Raw genomic sequence first — 16,520 nt, forward strand, 5'->3', positions numbered from 1 at the left:
TGGATATGAAAGTTTTTTCAGATCTAACAACAATTAACGATCAACTGACAACTACTAACAATCAACATTTGACAATAAAAACTATGATTGCAATTTTAAAAAAAGAACTTTGGAGTTACTTTGGGAACTGGAGCGCATGGGTTATCATTGCGGCTTTCAGTCTGATTATGACTCTGTTTCTATTTTTTTTCGAAAATGATTCTAATATTTTCGACATCGGGATAGCTTCTTTGCAAAGTTATTTCGTTCTGGTTCCTTGGTTATTAATGTTCATTATTCCTGCGCTTTCGATGAAAACGTTTGCGGAAGAACAACAAACGGGAACATTAAACTGGCTGTTCTCTCAACCTTTAAAAGTTTCAGACCTTATATTCGGGAAGTTCCTTTCTGTTTGGGTTGTTGGGATTTTATGTTTAATTCCTTCATTGATTTACCTTTATACAGTCTATGTTTTGGGTGTTCCTGCAGGAAATATTGACTTGGGAATGACTTTCGGAAGTTATATTGGTTTAGTTATTTTGATTGCCGCTTTTTCAGGAGTCGGAATTTTAGCTTCTTCGCTTTCTCAAAATCAGATTATGGCTTATTTGTTAGGCGTTTTCATGTGTTTCATCATGTATTTCGGGATTGAGCAATTGGCAAGTTATAAATTGTTGGGAGGTGCAGATTTCATTTTGCAGAATATTGGTTTTTATCAGCATTTTATGGGCTTCACGAGAGGTCTTATTGATTTTAAGGATGTTGCTTATTTTGCTTTAGTTATAGGTGTCACACTCGTTTTGTCTAATCATTTTATCAATAAAAAGAAGTAGAATTATGAAGAAGATACAATTTAAATCTCCGGTAGGAATTTTACTTTTCGTAGTGTTGCCATTGGCAATTATTCTGGCAGTTTCCGGAATCAGATTAGACTTAACCAAAGAAAAAAGATACACGCTTTCCGACAGTACAATTAAAGTACTGGAATCGGTTAAAAAGCCGATCAATATTGATGTTTATCTGGAAGGAGATTTTCCTGCCGATTTCAAACAGCTTCAAAGTGAAACAAAATTCATGCTGGAGAATTTCAGAAAGGTGAATCCAAATGTTGATTTTAAGTTCATTGATCCTATTAAAACGAAAATTCCGAAAGACAGCTTATTGGCAAGAGGAATTTATCCTTCTGTGTTAGATGACCAAAAAAGCGGAAAAACTTCACAGATTGAAATTTATCCTTACGCTCTTATTAAAAACGGCAGAAACAAAGTGACAGTGCCGCTTATCGTGGAACAGAACTATGTTGATAATGCTGAATTGCTTAATAAATCCATTGAAAATTTAGAATATAATTTAATTTCTAAACTTAAAATTGCAACCAACGAACATTTCAAAAAAGTTGGAGTTTTGGTGAATCAGGATGAATTGAGTCCGGGAGAATTTCAGGGATTCATGAATCTTGCACTGGAAAATTACGATGCAGGACCGATTATTCCTAAAAATCAAAAGGAATTAAGTTTAGCCGATATTCCGATGCTGAAACAAATGAGCGCTTTGGTGATTGCAAAACCACGAAAAGCGTTTACAGATCAGGAAAAAGTAGTGTTGGATCAATACATCATGAACGGCGGAAAAACGCTTTGGATGATCGACGCGGTAAATGCCGAAATGGATACGTTGATGAGATCTGAAAAACTGATGCCTTTCCCGATAGACCTTAATTTGACGGACTTCTTTTTTAACTATGGCTTAAGAATCAATCCGGCTTTGGTAAAAGATGTGAAGAAATATGCCAAGTTGAAATTCGTTGCAGGTGAAGTTGCCGGAAATGCACAATATTCTACGCAGCCATGGCCTTATTTTCCTTTGGGAATTGCTGAAAATGATAATCCGATCACGAAAAATATTAACCCTGTTAAATTTGAATTCCCGACTTCTATTGATACCCTGGGAAGAAAAAATATTAGAACATCGGTACTTTTTGAATCCAGTGAAAGAACTTTGCTGAAACAGGTTCCAAATTATGTAAGCTTAGAGGAAATCAACAGTGTTGACAGTCTTGGACAAATGGAAAAACCAAGTACGCCAAAGATTTTTGCAGTGGCGTTGCAAGGGAAATTCACTTCGGCGTATGCTTCAAGAATTGAAAGAAAATCGTATCCCGGTTTTAAAGCCTCAAGTCCTGAAAATAAAATGATCGTCATTGCAGACGGTGACATTGCAAGAAATAAAGTAGTAAAAGGAAAACCGCTTCCTTTAGGAATGGACGTTCTTACACAGGAACGTTTCGGAAACGAACAGTTCTTAAAAAATGCGCTGGATTATCTGTTGGACGACAGCAATCTGATGGAATTAAGAAACCGTAATATCGAAGAAAGACTTCTAGACCGATATCTGATTGGTGAAGAAAGAAATTACTGGCAATGGTTTAATTTGTTGCTTCCTTTAGTGATTATTGGTATTTTGGGAGGCTTGTTCTTCTGGTTGAGGAAGAAGAAGTTTGGATAATATAAAATAAAAAAGAGAAGTTTTTGGCTTCTCTTTTTTGTTATTTAAAGTTATTGTCTTTCTGAGATTTTAATAGGATTTTGTCTTGTATCAAAAATATCACTGATTTCAACTCGGTTCTTTTCTTCATTAAACCAATAAATGATTTTATAATTTTTATAAATCAGATATCTGAAATTTTCTTTTCTTGATAAAAGAAGTTCTTCTTTTTGTCCAATTTCTTTTTGAAGATCCAGTGTATTTGTCTTTTCAACAATTCCTGTAACGAGGTTTTTTGCAATTTTAGGATTGGCTTTTAATTTATAATAATCAAAAATATTCCTTAATTGTAGCTTAGCAAAATCTGTCCAGAATATTTTTATTGCCATTGTTTGATTTCTGAAAGTAAATCATTTGAGTTTGTAACTCTATCGTTTTTTGAATCTTCTAATGACTGATCAATTCTTAAATTTAATTCTTCAATTGAAAAAGGTTTAGTGTGGTCTTCTTTTTCTAATTTTGAAAAAATATATTCTTCAATTTTTTCAAAGAAACTCTCATCCTGAAGTTGAGCAAGATAAGTGATTAAATTTAATTTTCTGGTTTGAATATCCATGACTGATATATTTGAATCAAAATTACAAATTAAATTTTAAAGATGAATTTCTCACTTAATAGTATTTCAGAATTTTTGAAATATGGTTTCTAATCTCTATCTTCATCTTTAATTCGATCATATTCGCCATAAGTATCAACTTCTTGTGCATGAATTCTTATTGTATTTATATTTGAGACTATTCCTTTTTCTAGATAAAAATTTTCTAAATCATCAATTGAAATCCATCTACTTCCAGCAATATTATTAATAAATAATTCTTCAAAGATGCTCCCTTTAATACTTTTATCTTTAATTAATTGTTTAGTTATTTTACCTTCTTTATTTAAGAGGATTAAAGCTTGGCATAGTGGAACATGGTAGCCGGAAGTAATTAATTTACTGTCATTTGCTTGAAGTTTAGAAGTTGGTCTTAAAAAAGCAGAACAATATGGGAATCGATACTCACTTCGTGAGTCTTCAGAGCCCTTGCAATAATTAGAATCACAAATATTAGTTTTCATTTTTAATAATTGAGCTTTCATATTACTAGATGAAGATGCATAAAGTACATTATTATCCCATGTCTTGTATTGCATGTGGGCAAATCTGACAATTTCCAAACGCATGTCAAAATGTTCATAAATTAAATCAACCCCTAAAATAGCCTCATCTTTATCGGGATGTAGTAATCGTAATCGAAGAACTTTGTCTTTAGTTATTTGGTAGTCTTTAAAATTGTCTGTTTCATAAATTGGTTTTCCAAAAAAATCATCTCTAGATCTTAAGTAAAAATCATGATTTAAACTTTTATGTTCCGATTGTTTTCTAGGGTTAAAGTATTCTTTTGCGGCTATTAGTCCAAATTTCCTTTTTCTTAAGTAAGTATTATTTTCTTTCTTGGTCTTTAAAATTAATTCTAGTTCGTCAAGTTCTTTTTGTATTAAATCTGTTGGATTAATGATATTTTCTTCTGAACTTAAGCCTTCTGCTTTTTCCTTATAGTATTTTACAATTTCATTTTCATTTTTTGAAATAAGTAGATTTATAATTGAGTCGTATAAGTTTTTATCCAAATCATGAATAATACCAAATGCAAATTCATAAGTTATTGATAAAGATGAATTTTTAGCAAGAGTAATAGATTCTCTAATTGCATTTACAGCTTGAAATGCATTATTTCTTCTTTCCTCCTCTGGAATTTCTTCATTGGAAAAATAGTCATGTTTTCTTATATCCATTTTGTGGTATAGTTTTTTTCAAATATATTTAAAATTAATCAAAAAACTATTTAACATGAAAAAGGGAAACCGTAAAGTTCCCCATACTCAATTAAACAACCTCCTAAATTCCCCCGGCGACTGCTTAGTCTTCTGCTTAAACAACTTACTAAAAGACTGCGGATGCTCAAATCCCAATTCATAAGCAATTTCACTCACAGAAAGATGAGTTGTACTCAGACGTTCTTTCGCAGAATCAATCAATCTATTCTGGATATGCTGTTGCGTGTTTTGTTGGGTATGAAGACGTAGTAAAGTTCCCAGATAATTGGGAGAAATATTCATTTCTTCGGCGATGGTTTTCACGGAAGGAATTCCATTTTCTACCAGATTTCCGTTTTCAAAATATTGGGAGAGAACCTGCTCAAACCTTTCCAGCAATTCATGACTCGATTTTTTTCGCGTAAAAAACTGTCGCTCATAAAACCTTTCGGAATAAATAAGCAGCCTTTCAATCTGCGCAACAATCAATTCTTGTGTGAATTTATCAATATTAGACTGATATTCAGATTCAACATTTTGAAGAATGTCGAGAATGATTTTTTCTTCTTTATCGGAAAGGAAAAGTGCCTCGGTAACAGTATATTTAAAAAAGTCGTAAGATTTTATCTTTTTTGCCAGTGGAGTATTCCAAAAGAAATCGGGGTGAATGACCAATAACCAGCCGGTCGGTTTCTGCTTTAATTTCCGGTTTTATTTCAAGTTTCAAAAACTGAAGCGGAGAAACAAAACACAAAACCCCTGAATCAAAATCATATTCCTGCTGCCCGTAATTGAACTTAGCATTGACATTCCGTTTCAAGCCGATCGAATAAAAATTCTGTATCCATTTCAGTTCGCTGTCGTCCGTAGGATAATTGACCTTACTGTAATCTATCAGGCTGATCAACGGATGTTCCGGATTCGGAAGATTACAAAAAGCATGAAATTCAGAAATAGAATTAAAACGAAATGTCTGTTTCATAATAGCTAAGTTATTTAATTAATTTGAAATTTGAATTAGACAGTTTAGTATTAGCACTGTCATCCTGAGGCTCTCGAAGGATCTTCACAATTCGTTTTGAAAAAGACTTTGAGAACCTCATAACAAAGTAGGAATTAGAACTAAATAGCAGTTGAAACCGTCAAACTTTCCCACTTCTGAGCATCTCCTTTAATGATATCAATCTTATGATCCAAAAACTCATGCGTCCCACTTCCCAATAACAAATGTACCGGCGGATTTTCCTCTTTGCTAATCCGGATCAAGACTTCTGCACCTTTTTCAGGATCATTGGGTTGATTTCCATTCATTTCGTCAAGATGAGCTTGTTGAGAATTTCTTGCTGCTTCGTAATCCGGAATAGCATTTTCAGGTGTTTTTACAGAATCTTTACTTAAAAAATCGGTGCGGAAATATCCTGGATAAACAACCGTTGCTTTCACTCCGAAATCTTTAATTTCTTCTGCCAGAGATTCTGTAAGTCCGGCAACTGCAAATTTTGTAGCGCAGTAAATTCCCCAACCCGGAAAATTTGCATTGTAACCTCCAACCGAAGAAATATTGAAAATATGTCCTGATTTTTGTTGACGAAGATAAGGCATTGCGTTTCTGATGACGTTCAATGTTCCAAAAACATTAATGTCGAAATTCGCTCTGGCTTCTTTGTCGGAAAGTTCTTCCAATGTTCCGATTTGTCCGTAACCTGCATTGTTGACGATCACATCAAGCTGTCCGAAATGATCAATACTTTTTGAAATTGCTGATTTTACATCCTCATTATCCGTTAAATTAACTTCAAGCGGTAAAAATGTTTCAGATGTTTCTCCGATTTCAGAGATTAATGATTGAGAATTTCTCGTTGTAGCAACGACACGATAATTGTTTTCTAATAATTTTTTAACTAAAGCTAATCCCAATCCTTTTGAAGCTCCTGTCACGAACCATACTTTTTTTGTTTCCATTTTTTAACTATTTTTTTGTTTTAAATGATGGTACAAAGATGGAAAGTTGTGAAACGGAAAAAGTAGCTCAATCAACAAATGATGTATTCAAATCGTGAATGAATTTTTAATTATTAACAATGGTTTTCAAATATCAAAGCAAAAAGAGAAACCCGAAAGCCTCTCTTTTGTATCTTTAATGAATCAATATCAAGGTTTTATCTTTACAATCTTATTTTCTCGTATGACAACAACTTCACTGTTATTCCTTCTTTTAAAATCGAGCATTTTTTCATAAGCTTTCTCAAGCCCTTGTAAAATTTTAATTTTTCTTTCGTTTTTATCTTCTTGTGTCATAATAATTTTTTAATTCATTAAATTTTTCGTGATGATGAACAATTATATCTTCATTAATATTCTTTTCTGCAATTTCTTATCCCGAACTGAGACCAAAATAGATTTTTAGTTCAATTAAAAATCTTCCATCAGTATAAATTTAAGATTTATTTTGATTAAATATAATCTTTATTAAAACTCAAAAAGAGAAACCCGAAAGCCTCTCTTTATTAATTTTAAATATCATTTTTACCAAGGACTAATCCCAGTTTCATCCTCAATATCATTACTAAAATATAGTCCGGTTGGTCCGTTTTCGTCTGTTAAAGTATGTTTGATAATAAACGATGCTGCACTTTCTACAGAAACCAGGTCCGCTGTGATGATTGAAATCTGTTGCGGTATAACCCGGATCGATCACATTTACTTTGAAGGGCAATTCTCTTAGTTCATAAGCCAAAACGATTGTATAAGCGTTCAAAGCTGACTTTGATGGTCCGTAAGCTGCGGCTTTTACATGGTAATATTTCCAGGTCGGATCGCTGTGCAAGGTTAAAGATCCAAGTCCTGAAGTTATATTGCTGATTCTCGGACTGTCCGATTTTTTAAGCAAATCTAAAAAAGCCTGTGTAACACTGATCACTCCGAAGAAATTAGTAGCGAAAACCTCCTGAATATCTTTAACAGAAGTTTCAACTGCTGTTTGAGGATTTACACCGAGAATTCCTGCATTATTAATCAGAATATCGAGTTTTCCCTGTTCGTTTTCAACGATGTTTTTTGCTTTTTCAATAGATTCAGGATTGGTAACGTCAATTTCAATAGCTTTGATATTTTGGAATCCTTTTTCCGTTGATTCTTTTACGACAGTTTCACCGTTTTCAAGATTACGGCTTCCTAAATAAACGAACAATCCCTGTTCGGAAAGTTGTTTTGCTGTTTCAAGACCAATACTTCTGTTGGCTCCTGTAATTAATACTGTTTTCATTTTTTTGTTTAATTGATGATGTAAAATTCCGTCAATTAAATAGGATAACATTTGCCATTTGGTAAAAAGAGAATTTTTTTTGTAGTTGGAAGTTGGAAGTTGGAAGTTGGAAGTTGGAAGTTGGGAGATGGAAGCTCGAAGCTGTTGAGAATAAAGGATGTTTGGTTTTCATTGTCTTCCAGCCTCCATCTTCTAACTTCCAGCCTACTTAACATTCTTCCTGATTCTGCTTAATGAAGGTTGCGTAACTCCCAAATAAGAAGCAACATACGAAAGCGGAATGCGGTTAACAGCAGTAGGATATATTTCCAGAAATTTCAGATAGCGTGTTGTCGCATCTTCCGAAACCAGCGGACTTCTTCTTTCTACTTTCTGCATTAAAGCTCTTGAGATTATTTTATGAACAATCGCATCGAATCCGACGATCGTTTGTAAAAGTTCCAGCCAGTCTTTTCTTTGAAAAACAATGAGCTTACAATCTGTCACCGCCTGAACATAAGCGCTTGAGCAAATTTGATTATCAAAACTTTCCAAATCTACAACCAGATTATTTTCTTCAATGAAATATTTTGTGATTTCCTCGCTTTTATTGTTGTAGTAACAAACCCGAAGAATTCCGTCGACAACAAACCCGACCTGTTTCGCAATTTTTCCTGCCTCAGAAAAATACTCCTCTTTTGGAATATCCATTTCTGTTGCCTTACTTGCAATGAAATCCATCTGTTGCTGGTTGAGGTTTCCGAATCTTAATATAAAATCGAATAGTTCTTTCATAAATGCAAGTTAGCTAAAGTATTTTTTTTGGCATTTGTCATTTGGTAAAAAAGCTGAAAGGTTTATTATTTTAAAATTACCTTATTCTTTTTGATTTTATCTTTCTTTCTGAAAAGCAGTTTAACTTTCCTATAAATAAAAACAGGAAGTTTGAAAAAGATTAATTCAAATAAAATTTCTGCTATAATTTCAAGAATCATAATTATTAAACGTCTTTTATAAAATCCTCATATTCATAATAAAACCTTTCAAAACTATCCATTTTCTCTATAAAAAATTCGAAAATTTCCTGCCATGTATTTTTATTGAAAATAGAAACTCCGTGTTTTTCAGTCCAGATTTTTGCGATCACTTTTCCGTTTTCTAGGGTAAAAAATTCTTCTTTTTGAAAATCTCCTATAAAATCTTTCAGAATATCTTCCAACGACCAGATCTTTTCATAATAAGCATTTCGGAAAATTTCATCTTTCATTTCTATATCCAAAGAAACTTCCGCTTTTTTATTGTCTGCATTGAATTTAAATGAAAAATCTTTCACTTTTGTGTCATACAAAATCCATTTTCTGGGAAAAGACTTTCCAAAAGCCGTCCAAAATTCCTTTTTTAATTGCTGTGCTTCCTGTTTACTGAACATGGAACAAAAATAGGGATTTTGGCTGGAAAATGGAAGTGAGAAAATGGAAGCCAATAATGTGGTTTAAAGGCTTCCAGCGCCCATCTTCCAACTTCCATACTCAACATTATACATATCAAACTATTTTCTTACTTTTGTTGTAATGCTGTCTAAAAAATCTCAATATGCTTTTAAGGCGCTGTCATATCTTGTAGAAAGAAGGAATGACGGACCAATTCTTATTTCTGAAATCGCGGAACGCAAGAAAATTCCTTTAAAATTTTTAGAAAATATCTTGCTTGAATTAAAAAAAGCAGACATTCTTGATAGTAAAAAAGGAAAAGGCGGAGGATATTTTTTCAAAGAAAATCCTGAAAATGTAAAACTTGCCAAAATTATCCGTTTAGTGAATGGACCGATTGCGCTTCTTCCTTGTGTAAGCTTGAATTTTTACGAAAAATGTGACGATTGCAACGAGGATCACTGCAGTTTACATGATGTATTGATAGAAGTTCGTGATGCTTCCCTTAAGATATTAGAAGAAAAAACGTTACTGGATTTGATCGATTGATCTGATCCTTTTTTTTGAATAAGTAGTCTACTTGTTTGGTAGGATAATTATTTTATCTGATATTTGCAGTACTTCAAATGAACAAATTATGATTTCAAAAGAAGATGCAGATACACTGAAGCAACTTTCAGCAGAGGAGGGACTGAAATTTATCTCATCAAAATTCTCGGATGGAGTTGTTTTCTCCACGTCGCTTGGTCAGGAAGATCAGGTGATTACCGATATCATTTTCAAAAATCAATTGCCGATAAAAGTTTTCACGTTAGACACAGGAAGACTTTTCTATGAGCATTACGACTTACTTTCACAAAATAATTCAAGATATAAAATTAAAACGGAAGTCTATTTTCCGGAAGCTTCTGATGTAGAAAAATATGTGAATGAAAAAGGCATTAATGCTTTCTATCATTCAGTGGAGAACAGGAAGGAATGTTGTTTTATCCGAAAAGTTAAACCTTTAAACAGAGCATTGGAAAATGCAAAAATCTGGATTACAGGTTTACGTTCCGAACAATCCGAAAACCGAGAAAATATGCCGATCATCGAGTGGGATGAAGACCGAAAATTATACAAATACAATCCGTTAATTCACTGGACTTACCAAGATGTTTTAGATTATTTAGAACAAAATAAAGTTCAGGAATTGTCTTTACACAAAAAAGGTTTCATCAGTGTCGGTTGTCAACCTTGTACAAGAGCAATCGAAGAAGGAGAAAATCCTCGCGCCGGACGTTGGTCGTGGGAAAGTTCACAAAAAGAATGCGGTCTGCATACGCATTAATTCAAAAAATTTAAACTAAAAATGAGTACATATAAACTAGACTATCTGGAACAGTTGGAGGCCGAAAGTATCTATATTATGAGGGAAATTGCGGCTCAGTTTGAAAAACCTGCGTTGCTTTTCAGTGGCGGAAAAGATTCTATAACATTGGTTCATTTAGCGAAGAAAGCTTTTGCTCCGATGAAGATTCCGTTTCCGTTGGTGCATATTGATACGGGACATAATTTTCCGGAAGCATTGCAGTTCAGAGATTATTTAGCAGAAAATATAGGTGCAGAATTGATTGTAAGAAAGGTTGAAGATACAATTAAGGCTAAAAATTTAACGGAACCCAAAGGAAAATTTGCTTCGAGAAACTGGTTGCAAACCCATACTTTATTAGATACGATCGAAGAATTTCAGTTTGATGCCTGTATTGGCGGAGCGAGAAGAGATGAGGAAAAAGCCAGAGCGAAAGAACGTTTTTTCTCTGTTCGTGATGAGTTCGGGCAATGGGATCCGAAATTACAACGTCCCGAATTGTGGAATATCTACAACGGAAGAATCAACAAAGGTGAAAATGTAAGAGTTTTCCCGATCTCCAACTGGACGGAACTCGATGTCTGGAATTATATCAAAAAAGAAAATATACAACTTCCTCCGATTTATTTTGCTCATGATCGTGATGTGATTGAGTTTGACGGACAATTAATTGCCGTTTCTGATTTTATTCAAATTGATGAAAATGATGAGATTGTGAATAAAAGAGTTCGCTACAGAAACCGTCGGAGACATGACTTGCACTGCAGCCGTTGAAAGTTCTGCGGAAACATTGGATGAGGTTGTGAGTGAAATTACTGCTTCCCGAATTTCCGAACGTGGCGAAACAAGAATTGATGATAAAGTGACGGAAGCCGCAATGGAAGACAGGAAGAAAGGAGGATATTTTTAGGCTGGAAGTTGGATGAAGGAAGCTTGAAGTTTATAGAATTCAGTTTCAACCTTTACCTTAATCTCAACCTTAATTAAATTATTCATTACCAATTACTCATTACTAATAAATATGGACATATTAAGATTTATAACGGCGGGAAGTGTAGACGATGGGAAAAGTACCCTGATCGGAAGGCTTTTGTACGACAGTAAAAATATATTGATCGACCAGCTTGAAGCGTTGGAAAAGCAATCGAAAAATAAAAACGAAAATGGAGTAGACCTTGCGATTTTAACGGATGGTTTACGAGCAGAAAGAGAGCAGGGAATTACGATTGACGTGGCTTACCGATATTTTTCGACGCCGAAAAGAAAATTCATTATTGCAGATGCGCCGGGACATATTCAGTATACTCGAAATATGATTACAGGTGCTTCCAATTCGCAATTGATTGTTATTCTGATCGATGCGAGACAAGGCGTGATCGAACAAACCAGAAGGCATTCGATTATTGCTTCTTTATTGAAGATGAAAAATGTGGTGGTTGCGATCAATAAAATGGATTTGGTGGAGTATTCTGAGGAGGTTTATAACGATATTAAGGCTCAATATCAATTGGTTGCGAAGAAATTAGGATTAGAAAATATTCATTATTTCCCGATTTCTGCTTTTCATGGTGATAATATTGTCGATCGATCTGAAAATATGGCTTGGTACGAAGGTTCTACTTTGTTGGATTTCCTTGAGAATATTGAAATTAATTCATCCAAAAACTTTGAAAGTCCAAGATTTCAGGTGCAATATGTAATTCGTCCGCAAACCGATGAACTGCATGATTACAGAGGTTACGCGGGAGAAGTGATTTCGGGAGTTTATAAAAAAGGCGATGAAATTACCGTTCTTCCACAAAATATTCAGACTAAAATTTCAAAGATAGAAACGGGCGGAAAAGAAGTGGATTCTGTTTTCGCGAATCAGCCCGCTGTCATTCATATTGAAGATGATATTGATATCAGTCGAGGTGATTTTTTAGTTAAAACCGATCATCTTCCGAAGGTTGAAAATGAAATTGAAGCGGTCGTTTGCTGGCTTGATAAAAAGGAATTAAATGAAGGGAATAAATATTTTATTCAACATAAAAGCAAGGTTTTAAAAGCTATTGTAAAGGAAATCGATTATAAAATTGATGTCAATACATTAGAAAAAACGCCAATTTCTGAAAGTGTAAAATTAAATGAAGTTGTAAAAGTTCGTTTAAAAATAGCTTCACCACTGGTTTTTGACAGTTTTGAAGAGAGCAATGCAACGGGAAATGCTGTTTTGATCGACGAGACAAGCAACTCAACTGTTGGAGCTGTAATGATTTTATAATTTAATAAATATTTTTTTGAACCATCAAGATTTAAGAAATTAAGCTTATTTAAGAATATCAAATTTTTAACTATTTAATTGCTCTTTATTGTTCAAATGACACTTCAGGAAAACTTAATAACATGGTAATTACAAGAAAAGTTCAGATAAGATTAAATGTGTTTTTGGTCACCATCGCTATACTTTTTATCGCGGTCTTTTCGATGTACGAAATTGGCTATCTCGATGAGCTTTTAAACGTTTTAGCGAAAGATAATTACATTTTTTATTGGATGATGTTGGTCGGAGTTTTCGCTGAAATCGTCGCGGGATCAATGGGAATGGGATATGGTGTGATTTGCACAACGACACTTTTATTCCTGGGAATTCCTCCGCATGCGGTAAGTGCAAGTATTCATTCTGCGGAAAGTTTTACGACGGCAGCCGGAAGTATCAGTCATATCAAATTGAAAAATGTAAGTAAAAGCTTGGTGAAAAAACTGGCAATTCCTGCCATTTTCGGAGCGATTATCGGAGCGGTTTCACTGACTTATCTGGGCGAATATTATTCTAAAATTACGAAAACCATTATTTCTTTTTATACGTTATACCTTGGAATTCAGATTTTGTCGGATGCTTTTAAGGAAAGACAGAGTAAAAAATTAAAGAGGAAAACGAATTTAACGAGATTGGGTGCCATTGGCGGTTTCATCGATGCGTTTGCAGGCGGCGGATGGGGACCGTTGGTAACAGGAACTTTAATTAAAAATTCCTTCACTCCAAGATTTGCAGTCGGAAGTTCTACAGTTGCGAAATTTATTTTAACCTTAACGGCAGCAATTACTTTCTTTTTTACATTAGGAATCCAACATTGGAGTATCATTTTAGGGCTTTTGATCGGCGGAATTATTACCGCACCATTTTCTGCAATGCTTACGGCAAAACTTCCTGTGAAAAGTATGTTTATAGTAATCGGAACTTTGGTGATCATTATGAGTTCAATAACAATCTATAAATCTGTTTTTTAATGATAATTTCTCTTAAATGTGGAAAAATAAGATGAGTAAAAACACTTTCGGTTTTGAAAATATTCTACTTTTACATCATTAAAAAAATAACAATGAATTTACATGTAGTTGCGCTTTTCAAGTTTAATGAAAATTACTTGATGGAAGCGGTGGAACTTTTTCAGGCTTTGGTAAGAGAAACCAGAAAGGAAGAAGGCTGTCTGCAATATGATCTTATCGAAGATAAAGACAATAAAGGAACTTTTTTCATGGTAGAATTGTGGGAAAGCGAGGAACATCTGAACCGTCACAACGGACAAGATCATTTGTTGGATTTCAGAAGAGATGTTTCAAAAATGCTTGAAAGCTCGACTCAGGTTTTTAAAGGATTTAAAACGTTGTAGGTTTTTAGGCTGGATGTTGGAAGCTGGGAGAGGGAAGTTCTTGCGAACGTTTAATCTATCATCTAAATTTTACATAAAAAATATAAAAGGCTGTTCAAGATTATGAGCAGCCTTTTATTAGAAAAAATAGAAAGTATTAAAATTTATTTTTGTGAATCATGAATTGGTTTGTTGATTTATTCACTATTCATTTGTACCTATTTTACAATCAGTTTCTTAGTTTCTGTGCTTCCTCCGAAAGTAATTTTTACTAAATAATTTCCTGAAGAAAGGTGAGAAAGATTGAGATCCTGCTTATAGAAACCTGTCTGATTCGTTAATTCTGTAGTGTATACTTTTTTACCTGAGAGATCGTAAACTTCTACATTACCTTTGCTGTTTACTTTTTCTTTAACATCAAATAAAACGGTTACCTGTTTGTCAGCCGTTGTCGGATTTGGATAAATTCCGAAAGAAGCTTTCTTGTTGGCGATATCTGTAGTTCCTAAAAATGACGTGATATTTTTGTATTTGAAGTACATATTTCCTGTCGAAGCACCACCATTTTGAGTGAAATACATTCTATAATACTCAGATCCTTGTTTAATATAATAAACTACATCGCTGTAAATTCCCGTTGTAGGTTTCCAGGAATGACCGATTGTGGTAAGATTATTAGAAAATGCTGCCGTAGCGGGAAGAATTGCTGTTGTCGTCTCCTGAGTTTCAGGTTGTACTTTTGCCACAGAAACGTTCGGACTTTGGATGGCTCCGGATAATCTGTACATCATAATATTCATATAAAAAGTCCAGTATCTTGTGAACATCAGATCCCAGTTTGCTTTTGGTGGTTCTAAGTTGGCAACTTTATCTCCTGTTGTGAAAGAGAAGTAATTGAAAAACGCATCATCAGTACCGTTTGCAAGAGTTTTTGTCTGCGTAGCATCCCAAGTTGTACCGTTCCATTTTGCATATTTGAATGTGTAACCACCAAAATAATCAGTGATCATAAATTTATAATACGTGTTTGTATTTAAATATTTTAAAACAAAGATCACTTTTCCTTCAACGTGGTGGTTTCCTACATTATATTCTCCCCATCCGTAGGTTGCAGTACCTTGTTCGAAAGCTCCATCCTGTAGAGAAGTTGTCTGATCCGGGTTATACAAAGGGCTTCCCCAAGATGCGATATTTGCAATATTGATATTATCCCATTCTGTAGGAACAGTTGAAGCCTGATAAACTTCAATATTCTGACCGTCATTTACCCTTGATCCAAAATTCATGCTCGAATTTCTGTAGAATGCTATATCCCATGAATCTGCAGGTTGTGAAACGACGTTATTCGCACTAAAATCAAAGAACACACGATTTTGATAGTTTGCCCCTGTTGTAAGGTTTACTGTAGTATATCCGTTGGCATCTACCTGAGATAAAACAGTTTGCTGTACACCAAAAGCAAGCATTGTAGCAAAAAGTAATTTTGTTTTCATAATATCTTAATGTTATATTTCTTTATTTAGAATGATTCCACAAAACTATGTATTTATTTTTAACTATTCTAAATAAAAACATGACATTTGTCGTGTTTTACTTTTATTTTTACTTGAAAAGTGTGTCGTGATGCTGTTTAAGAGTAATTATTAAATTTTATTCATAAAAAAAGCTGATCTATGAAAATCATAAATCAGCCTTTTAAATGGTAAGTTAGGTCTAATAAATCTTACTTTTTAATGAATTTTGATTTCACTACCGAACCTTCAGCAGTTTCAATAATGATATAATAAACGCCAGTTTGAAGAGCGCTGATGTCGAATGTTCGTCCAGATAATTTTCCTCCGGCAACTTTTTGAGCTCCTGCAGAATAAATCTGGATGTTTTTAGGATCTTTTTTAGCTACGAATTGTAGCGTTGTATTGTCGGAATTAACAGCAAACTGAACTTCTTCTTTAGATCTTACGTTATCTGAAACAGCAAGAACAGCTGTAGTACTATATACAACATCATCAATATCAACAGCAGTATGCGGAGCAGGAACAGCATTTACTGTTCTGAATACTAAATAACTTGAAGATGAACTAGGTACTGTAACTGTAATTGTCTGGAAAGTATCTGTTGTAAGCATTGTCGCAGTTCCCAATCCTACGAAAGTAGTCATATCTGTAGGGCTTGACGCCAAACCAACCTGAATACTCACCGGTGCAGATGCCGAGTTTTTACGAGCTTTGAAAGAAATGCTTGTATTTCCTGTTGGAGCTACGATTTGAGGGGATACCAAATATTGAGGCGTATTCATATTAGCACCGGAATAAGATTGGATGTACTTATTACCTGCTGTAACAGCATCATCAAATACAATCATCATTGGACCAGGATTTCCCGTTGCAGTAGGAAGTACTACCGACCATTGGCTTTGTGGAAATGTTGTATTTCCAGATGTGAAGCTATTAAAATTTTCGTTGATTGCAGCTACTTGTGCATTAGCTGTAATAGCCGTAAGCATTAGAGTTCCAAGAAGTAGTCTTAATTTCATAACGTTATTT

Annotated in this window: 19 protein-coding genes and 1 pseudogene; 8 read left to right on the forward strand and 12 right to left on the reverse strand. The window is 34.1% G+C overall.

Translation table 11 applies throughout. From position 1 onward, the window contains the following. Positions 1-83 precede the first annotated feature (83 nt). A complete protein-coding gene (locus tag J3D55_RS09020) occupies positions 84-812 on the forward strand; it encodes an ABC transporter permease (protein ID WP_259130496.1) in 729 nt (242 codons plus the stop codon). A gap of 4 nt (positions 813-816) precedes the next feature. Further along, complete coding sequence (gene gldG / locus J3D55_RS09025; protein ID WP_259130497.1) at positions 817-2,484, forward strand: gliding motility-associated ABC transporter substrate-binding protein GldG; 1,668 nt, start codon at positions 817-819, stop codon at positions 2,482-2,484. Between the two features lie 50 nt (positions 2,485-2,534). Here gldG and J3D55_RS09030 read toward each other — a convergent pair whose 3' ends face one another. From J3D55_RS09030 to J3D55_RS09070, 10 genes are all read right to left on the reverse strand, one after another. Beyond that, complete coding sequence (locus J3D55_RS09030) at positions 2,535-2,852, reverse strand: type II toxin-antitoxin system RelE/ParE family toxin (RefSeq protein ID WP_259130498.1); 318 nt, start codon at positions 2,850-2,852, stop codon at positions 2,535-2,537. Then, positions 2,843-3,079 (reverse strand): hypothetical protein, encoded by a 237-nt coding sequence (locus J3D55_RS09035; protein WP_259130499.1) that lies wholly within the window; start codon positions 3,077-3,079, stop codon positions 2,843-2,845. The genes J3D55_RS09030 and J3D55_RS09035 overlap by 10 nt, the downstream gene beginning before the upstream one ends. An 89-nt stretch (positions 3,080-3,168) precedes the next feature. After that, positions 3,169-4,299, reverse strand: a complete 1,131-nt coding sequence (locus tag J3D55_RS09040) for a hypothetical protein (protein WP_259130500.1) — start codon at positions 4,297-4,299, stop codon at positions 3,169-3,171. Positions 4,300-4,386: 87 nt separating this feature from the next. After that, positions 4,387-4,995, reverse strand: a complete 609-nt coding sequence (locus J3D55_RS09045) for a helix-turn-helix domain-containing protein (RefSeq protein ID WP_310466878.1) — start codon at positions 4,993-4,995, stop codon at positions 4,387-4,389. After that, complete coding sequence (locus J3D55_RS22315) at positions 4,925-5,302, reverse strand: hypothetical protein (RefSeq protein WP_310466879.1); 378 nt, start codon at positions 5,300-5,302, stop codon at positions 4,925-4,927. Before J3D55_RS22315 ends, J3D55_RS09045 begins: the two co-directional genes overlap by 71 nt. 140 nt (positions 5,303-5,442) lie before the next feature. Next, positions 5,443-6,282, reverse strand: coding sequence for an SDR family NAD(P)-dependent oxidoreductase (locus J3D55_RS09050; protein ID WP_259130501.1), 840 nt, complete (start codon positions 6,280-6,282; stop codon positions 5,443-5,445). A 189-nt stretch (positions 6,283-6,471) separates the two neighbouring features. Then, positions 6,472-6,618: a hypothetical protein gene (locus J3D55_RS09055; RefSeq protein WP_259130502.1), complete on the reverse strand. Its 147-nt coding sequence runs from the start codon at positions 6,616-6,618 to the stop codon at positions 6,472-6,474. Between the two features lie 268 nt (positions 6,619-6,886). Next, positions 6,887-7,585, reverse strand: coding sequence for an SDR family NAD(P)-dependent oxidoreductase (locus J3D55_RS09060; RefSeq protein WP_310466880.1), 699 nt, complete (start codon positions 7,583-7,585; stop codon positions 6,887-6,889). Between the two features lie 204 nt (positions 7,586-7,789). Next, positions 7,790-8,359 (reverse strand): Crp/Fnr family transcriptional regulator, encoded by a 570-nt coding sequence (locus J3D55_RS09065; protein ID WP_259130503.1) that lies wholly within the window; start codon positions 8,357-8,359, stop codon positions 7,790-7,792. A gap of 205 nt (positions 8,360-8,564) precedes the next feature. Then, positions 8,565-8,993 (reverse strand): DUF4268 domain-containing protein, encoded by a 429-nt coding sequence (locus J3D55_RS09070; RefSeq protein WP_259130504.1) that lies wholly within the window; start codon positions 8,991-8,993, stop codon positions 8,565-8,567. Positions 8,994-9,135: 142 nt separating this feature from the next. On the opposite strand from J3D55_RS09070, the gene J3D55_RS09075 reads away from it, so the two are divergent. From J3D55_RS09075 to J3D55_RS09100, 6 genes and pseudogenes are all read left to right on the forward strand, one after another. Then, positions 9,136-9,543 carry an RrF2 family transcriptional regulator gene (locus tag J3D55_RS09075; protein ID WP_047398206.1) on the forward strand — a complete coding sequence of 136 codons (408 nt, stop codon included), beginning with the start codon at positions 9,136-9,138 and terminating at the stop codon, positions 9,541-9,543. An 88-nt stretch (positions 9,544-9,631) separates the two neighbouring features. Then, on the forward strand, positions 9,632-10,324 hold the full coding sequence (locus tag J3D55_RS09080; RefSeq protein ID WP_259130505.1) for a phosphoadenylyl-sulfate reductase: 693 nt from the start codon (positions 9,632-9,634) through the stop codon (positions 10,322-10,324). Positions 10,325-10,345: 21 nt separating this feature from the next. Beyond that, positions 10,346-11,255 (forward strand): annotated as a pseudogene (cysD, locus tag J3D55_RS09085) (sulfate adenylyltransferase subunit CysD). 111 nt (positions 11,256-11,366) lie between these two features. Further along, the gene (locus J3D55_RS09090; RefSeq protein ID WP_259130506.1) at positions 11,367-12,608 is read left to right on the forward strand and encodes a sulfate adenylyltransferase subunit 1; all 1,242 of its coding nucleotides are present in this window, start codon (positions 11,367-11,369) and stop codon (positions 12,606-12,608) included. Positions 12,609-12,730: 122 nt separating this feature from the next. After that, the gene (locus J3D55_RS09095) at positions 12,731-13,615 is read left to right on the forward strand and encodes a sulfite exporter TauE/SafE family protein (RefSeq protein ID WP_259130507.1); all 885 of its coding nucleotides are present in this window, start codon (positions 12,731-12,733) and stop codon (positions 13,613-13,615) included. A gap of 92 nt (positions 13,616-13,707) precedes the next feature. Then, complete coding sequence (locus tag J3D55_RS09100) at positions 13,708-13,998, forward strand: putative quinol monooxygenase (RefSeq protein ID WP_259130508.1); 291 nt, start codon at positions 13,708-13,710, stop codon at positions 13,996-13,998. 197 nt (positions 13,999-14,195) lie between these two features. On the opposite strand, the gene J3D55_RS09105 is transcribed toward J3D55_RS09100, so the two are convergent. Together J3D55_RS09105 and J3D55_RS09110 are read right to left on the reverse strand one after the other, a co-directional pair. Beyond that, on the reverse strand, positions 14,196-15,470 hold the full coding sequence (locus J3D55_RS09105; protein ID WP_259130509.1) for a T9SS type A sorting domain-containing protein: 1,275 nt from the start codon (positions 15,468-15,470) through the stop codon (positions 14,196-14,198). A gap of 230 nt (positions 15,471-15,700) precedes the next feature. After that, positions 15,701-16,510: a T9SS type A sorting domain-containing protein gene (locus J3D55_RS09110; RefSeq protein WP_259130510.1), complete on the reverse strand. Its 810-nt coding sequence runs from the start codon at positions 16,508-16,510 to the stop codon at positions 15,701-15,703. Positions 16,511-16,520: the final 10 nt, after the last annotated feature.

The organism is Chryseobacterium ginsenosidimutans (assembly GCF_024807225.1).
GTDB classification, from domain to species: Bacteria; Bacteroidota; Bacteroidia; order Flavobacteriales; family Weeksellaceae; genus Chryseobacterium; species Chryseobacterium ginsenosidimutans.

Bases quoted from the DNA above. Each gene is read 5' to 3' on its own strand.
- J3D55_RS09020 (WP_259130496.1), top strand. From the start codon at position 84: ATGATTGCAATTTTAAAAAAAGAACTTTGGAGTTACTTTGGGAACTGG.
- gldG (WP_259130497.1), top strand. From the start codon at position 817: ATGAAGAAGATACAATTTAAATCTCCGGTAGGAATTTTACTTTTCGTA.
- J3D55_RS09030 (WP_259130498.1), bottom strand. From the start codon at position 2,852: ATGGCAATAAAAATATTCTGGACAGATTTTGCTAAGCTACAATTAAGG.
- J3D55_RS09035 (WP_259130499.1), bottom strand. From the start codon at position 3,079: ATGGATATTCAAACCAGAAAATTAAATTTAATCACTTATCTTGCTCAA.
- J3D55_RS09040 (WP_259130500.1), bottom strand. From the start codon at position 4,299: ATGGATATAAGAAAACATGACTATTTTTCCAATGAAGAAATTCCAGAG.
- J3D55_RS22315 (WP_310466879.1), bottom strand. From the start codon at position 5,302: ATGAAACAGACATTTCGTTTTAATTCTATTTCTGAATTTCATGCTTTT.
- J3D55_RS09050 (WP_259130501.1), bottom strand. From the start codon at position 6,282: ATGGAAACAAAAAAAGTATGGTTCGTGACAGGAGCTTCAAAAGGATTG.
- J3D55_RS09055 (WP_259130502.1), bottom strand. From the start codon at position 6,618: ATGACACAAGAAGATAAAAACGAAAGAAAAATTAAAATTTTACAAGGG.
- J3D55_RS09060 (WP_310466880.1), bottom strand. From the start codon at position 7,585: ATGAAAACAGTATTAATTACAGGAGCCAACAGAAGTATTGGTCTTGAA.
- J3D55_RS09065 (WP_259130503.1), bottom strand. From the start codon at position 8,359: ATGAAAGAACTATTCGATTTTATATTAAGATTCGGAAACCTCAACCAG.
- J3D55_RS09070 (WP_259130504.1), bottom strand. From the start codon at position 8,993: ATGTTCAGTAAACAGGAAGCACAGCAATTAAAAAAGGAATTTTGGACG.
- J3D55_RS09075 (WP_047398206.1), top strand. From the start codon at position 9,136: ATGCTGTCTAAAAAATCTCAATATGCTTTTAAGGCGCTGTCATATCTT.
- J3D55_RS09080 (WP_259130505.1), top strand. From the start codon at position 9,632: ATGATTTCAAAAGAAGATGCAGATACACTGAAGCAACTTTCAGCAGAG.
- J3D55_RS09090 (WP_259130506.1), top strand. From the start codon at position 11,367: ATGGACATATTAAGATTTATAACGGCGGGAAGTGTAGACGATGGGAAA.
- J3D55_RS09095 (WP_259130507.1), top strand. From the start codon at position 12,731: ATGGTAATTACAAGAAAAGTTCAGATAAGATTAAATGTGTTTTTGGTC.
- J3D55_RS09100 (WP_259130508.1), top strand. From the start codon at position 13,708: ATGAATTTACATGTAGTTGCGCTTTTCAAGTTTAATGAAAATTACTTG.
- J3D55_RS09105 (WP_259130509.1), bottom strand. From the start codon at position 15,470: ATGAAAACAAAATTACTTTTTGCTACAATGCTTGCTTTTGGTGTACAG.
- J3D55_RS09110 (WP_259130510.1), bottom strand. From the start codon at position 16,510: ATGAAATTAAGACTACTTCTTGGAACTCTAATGCTTACGGCTATTACA.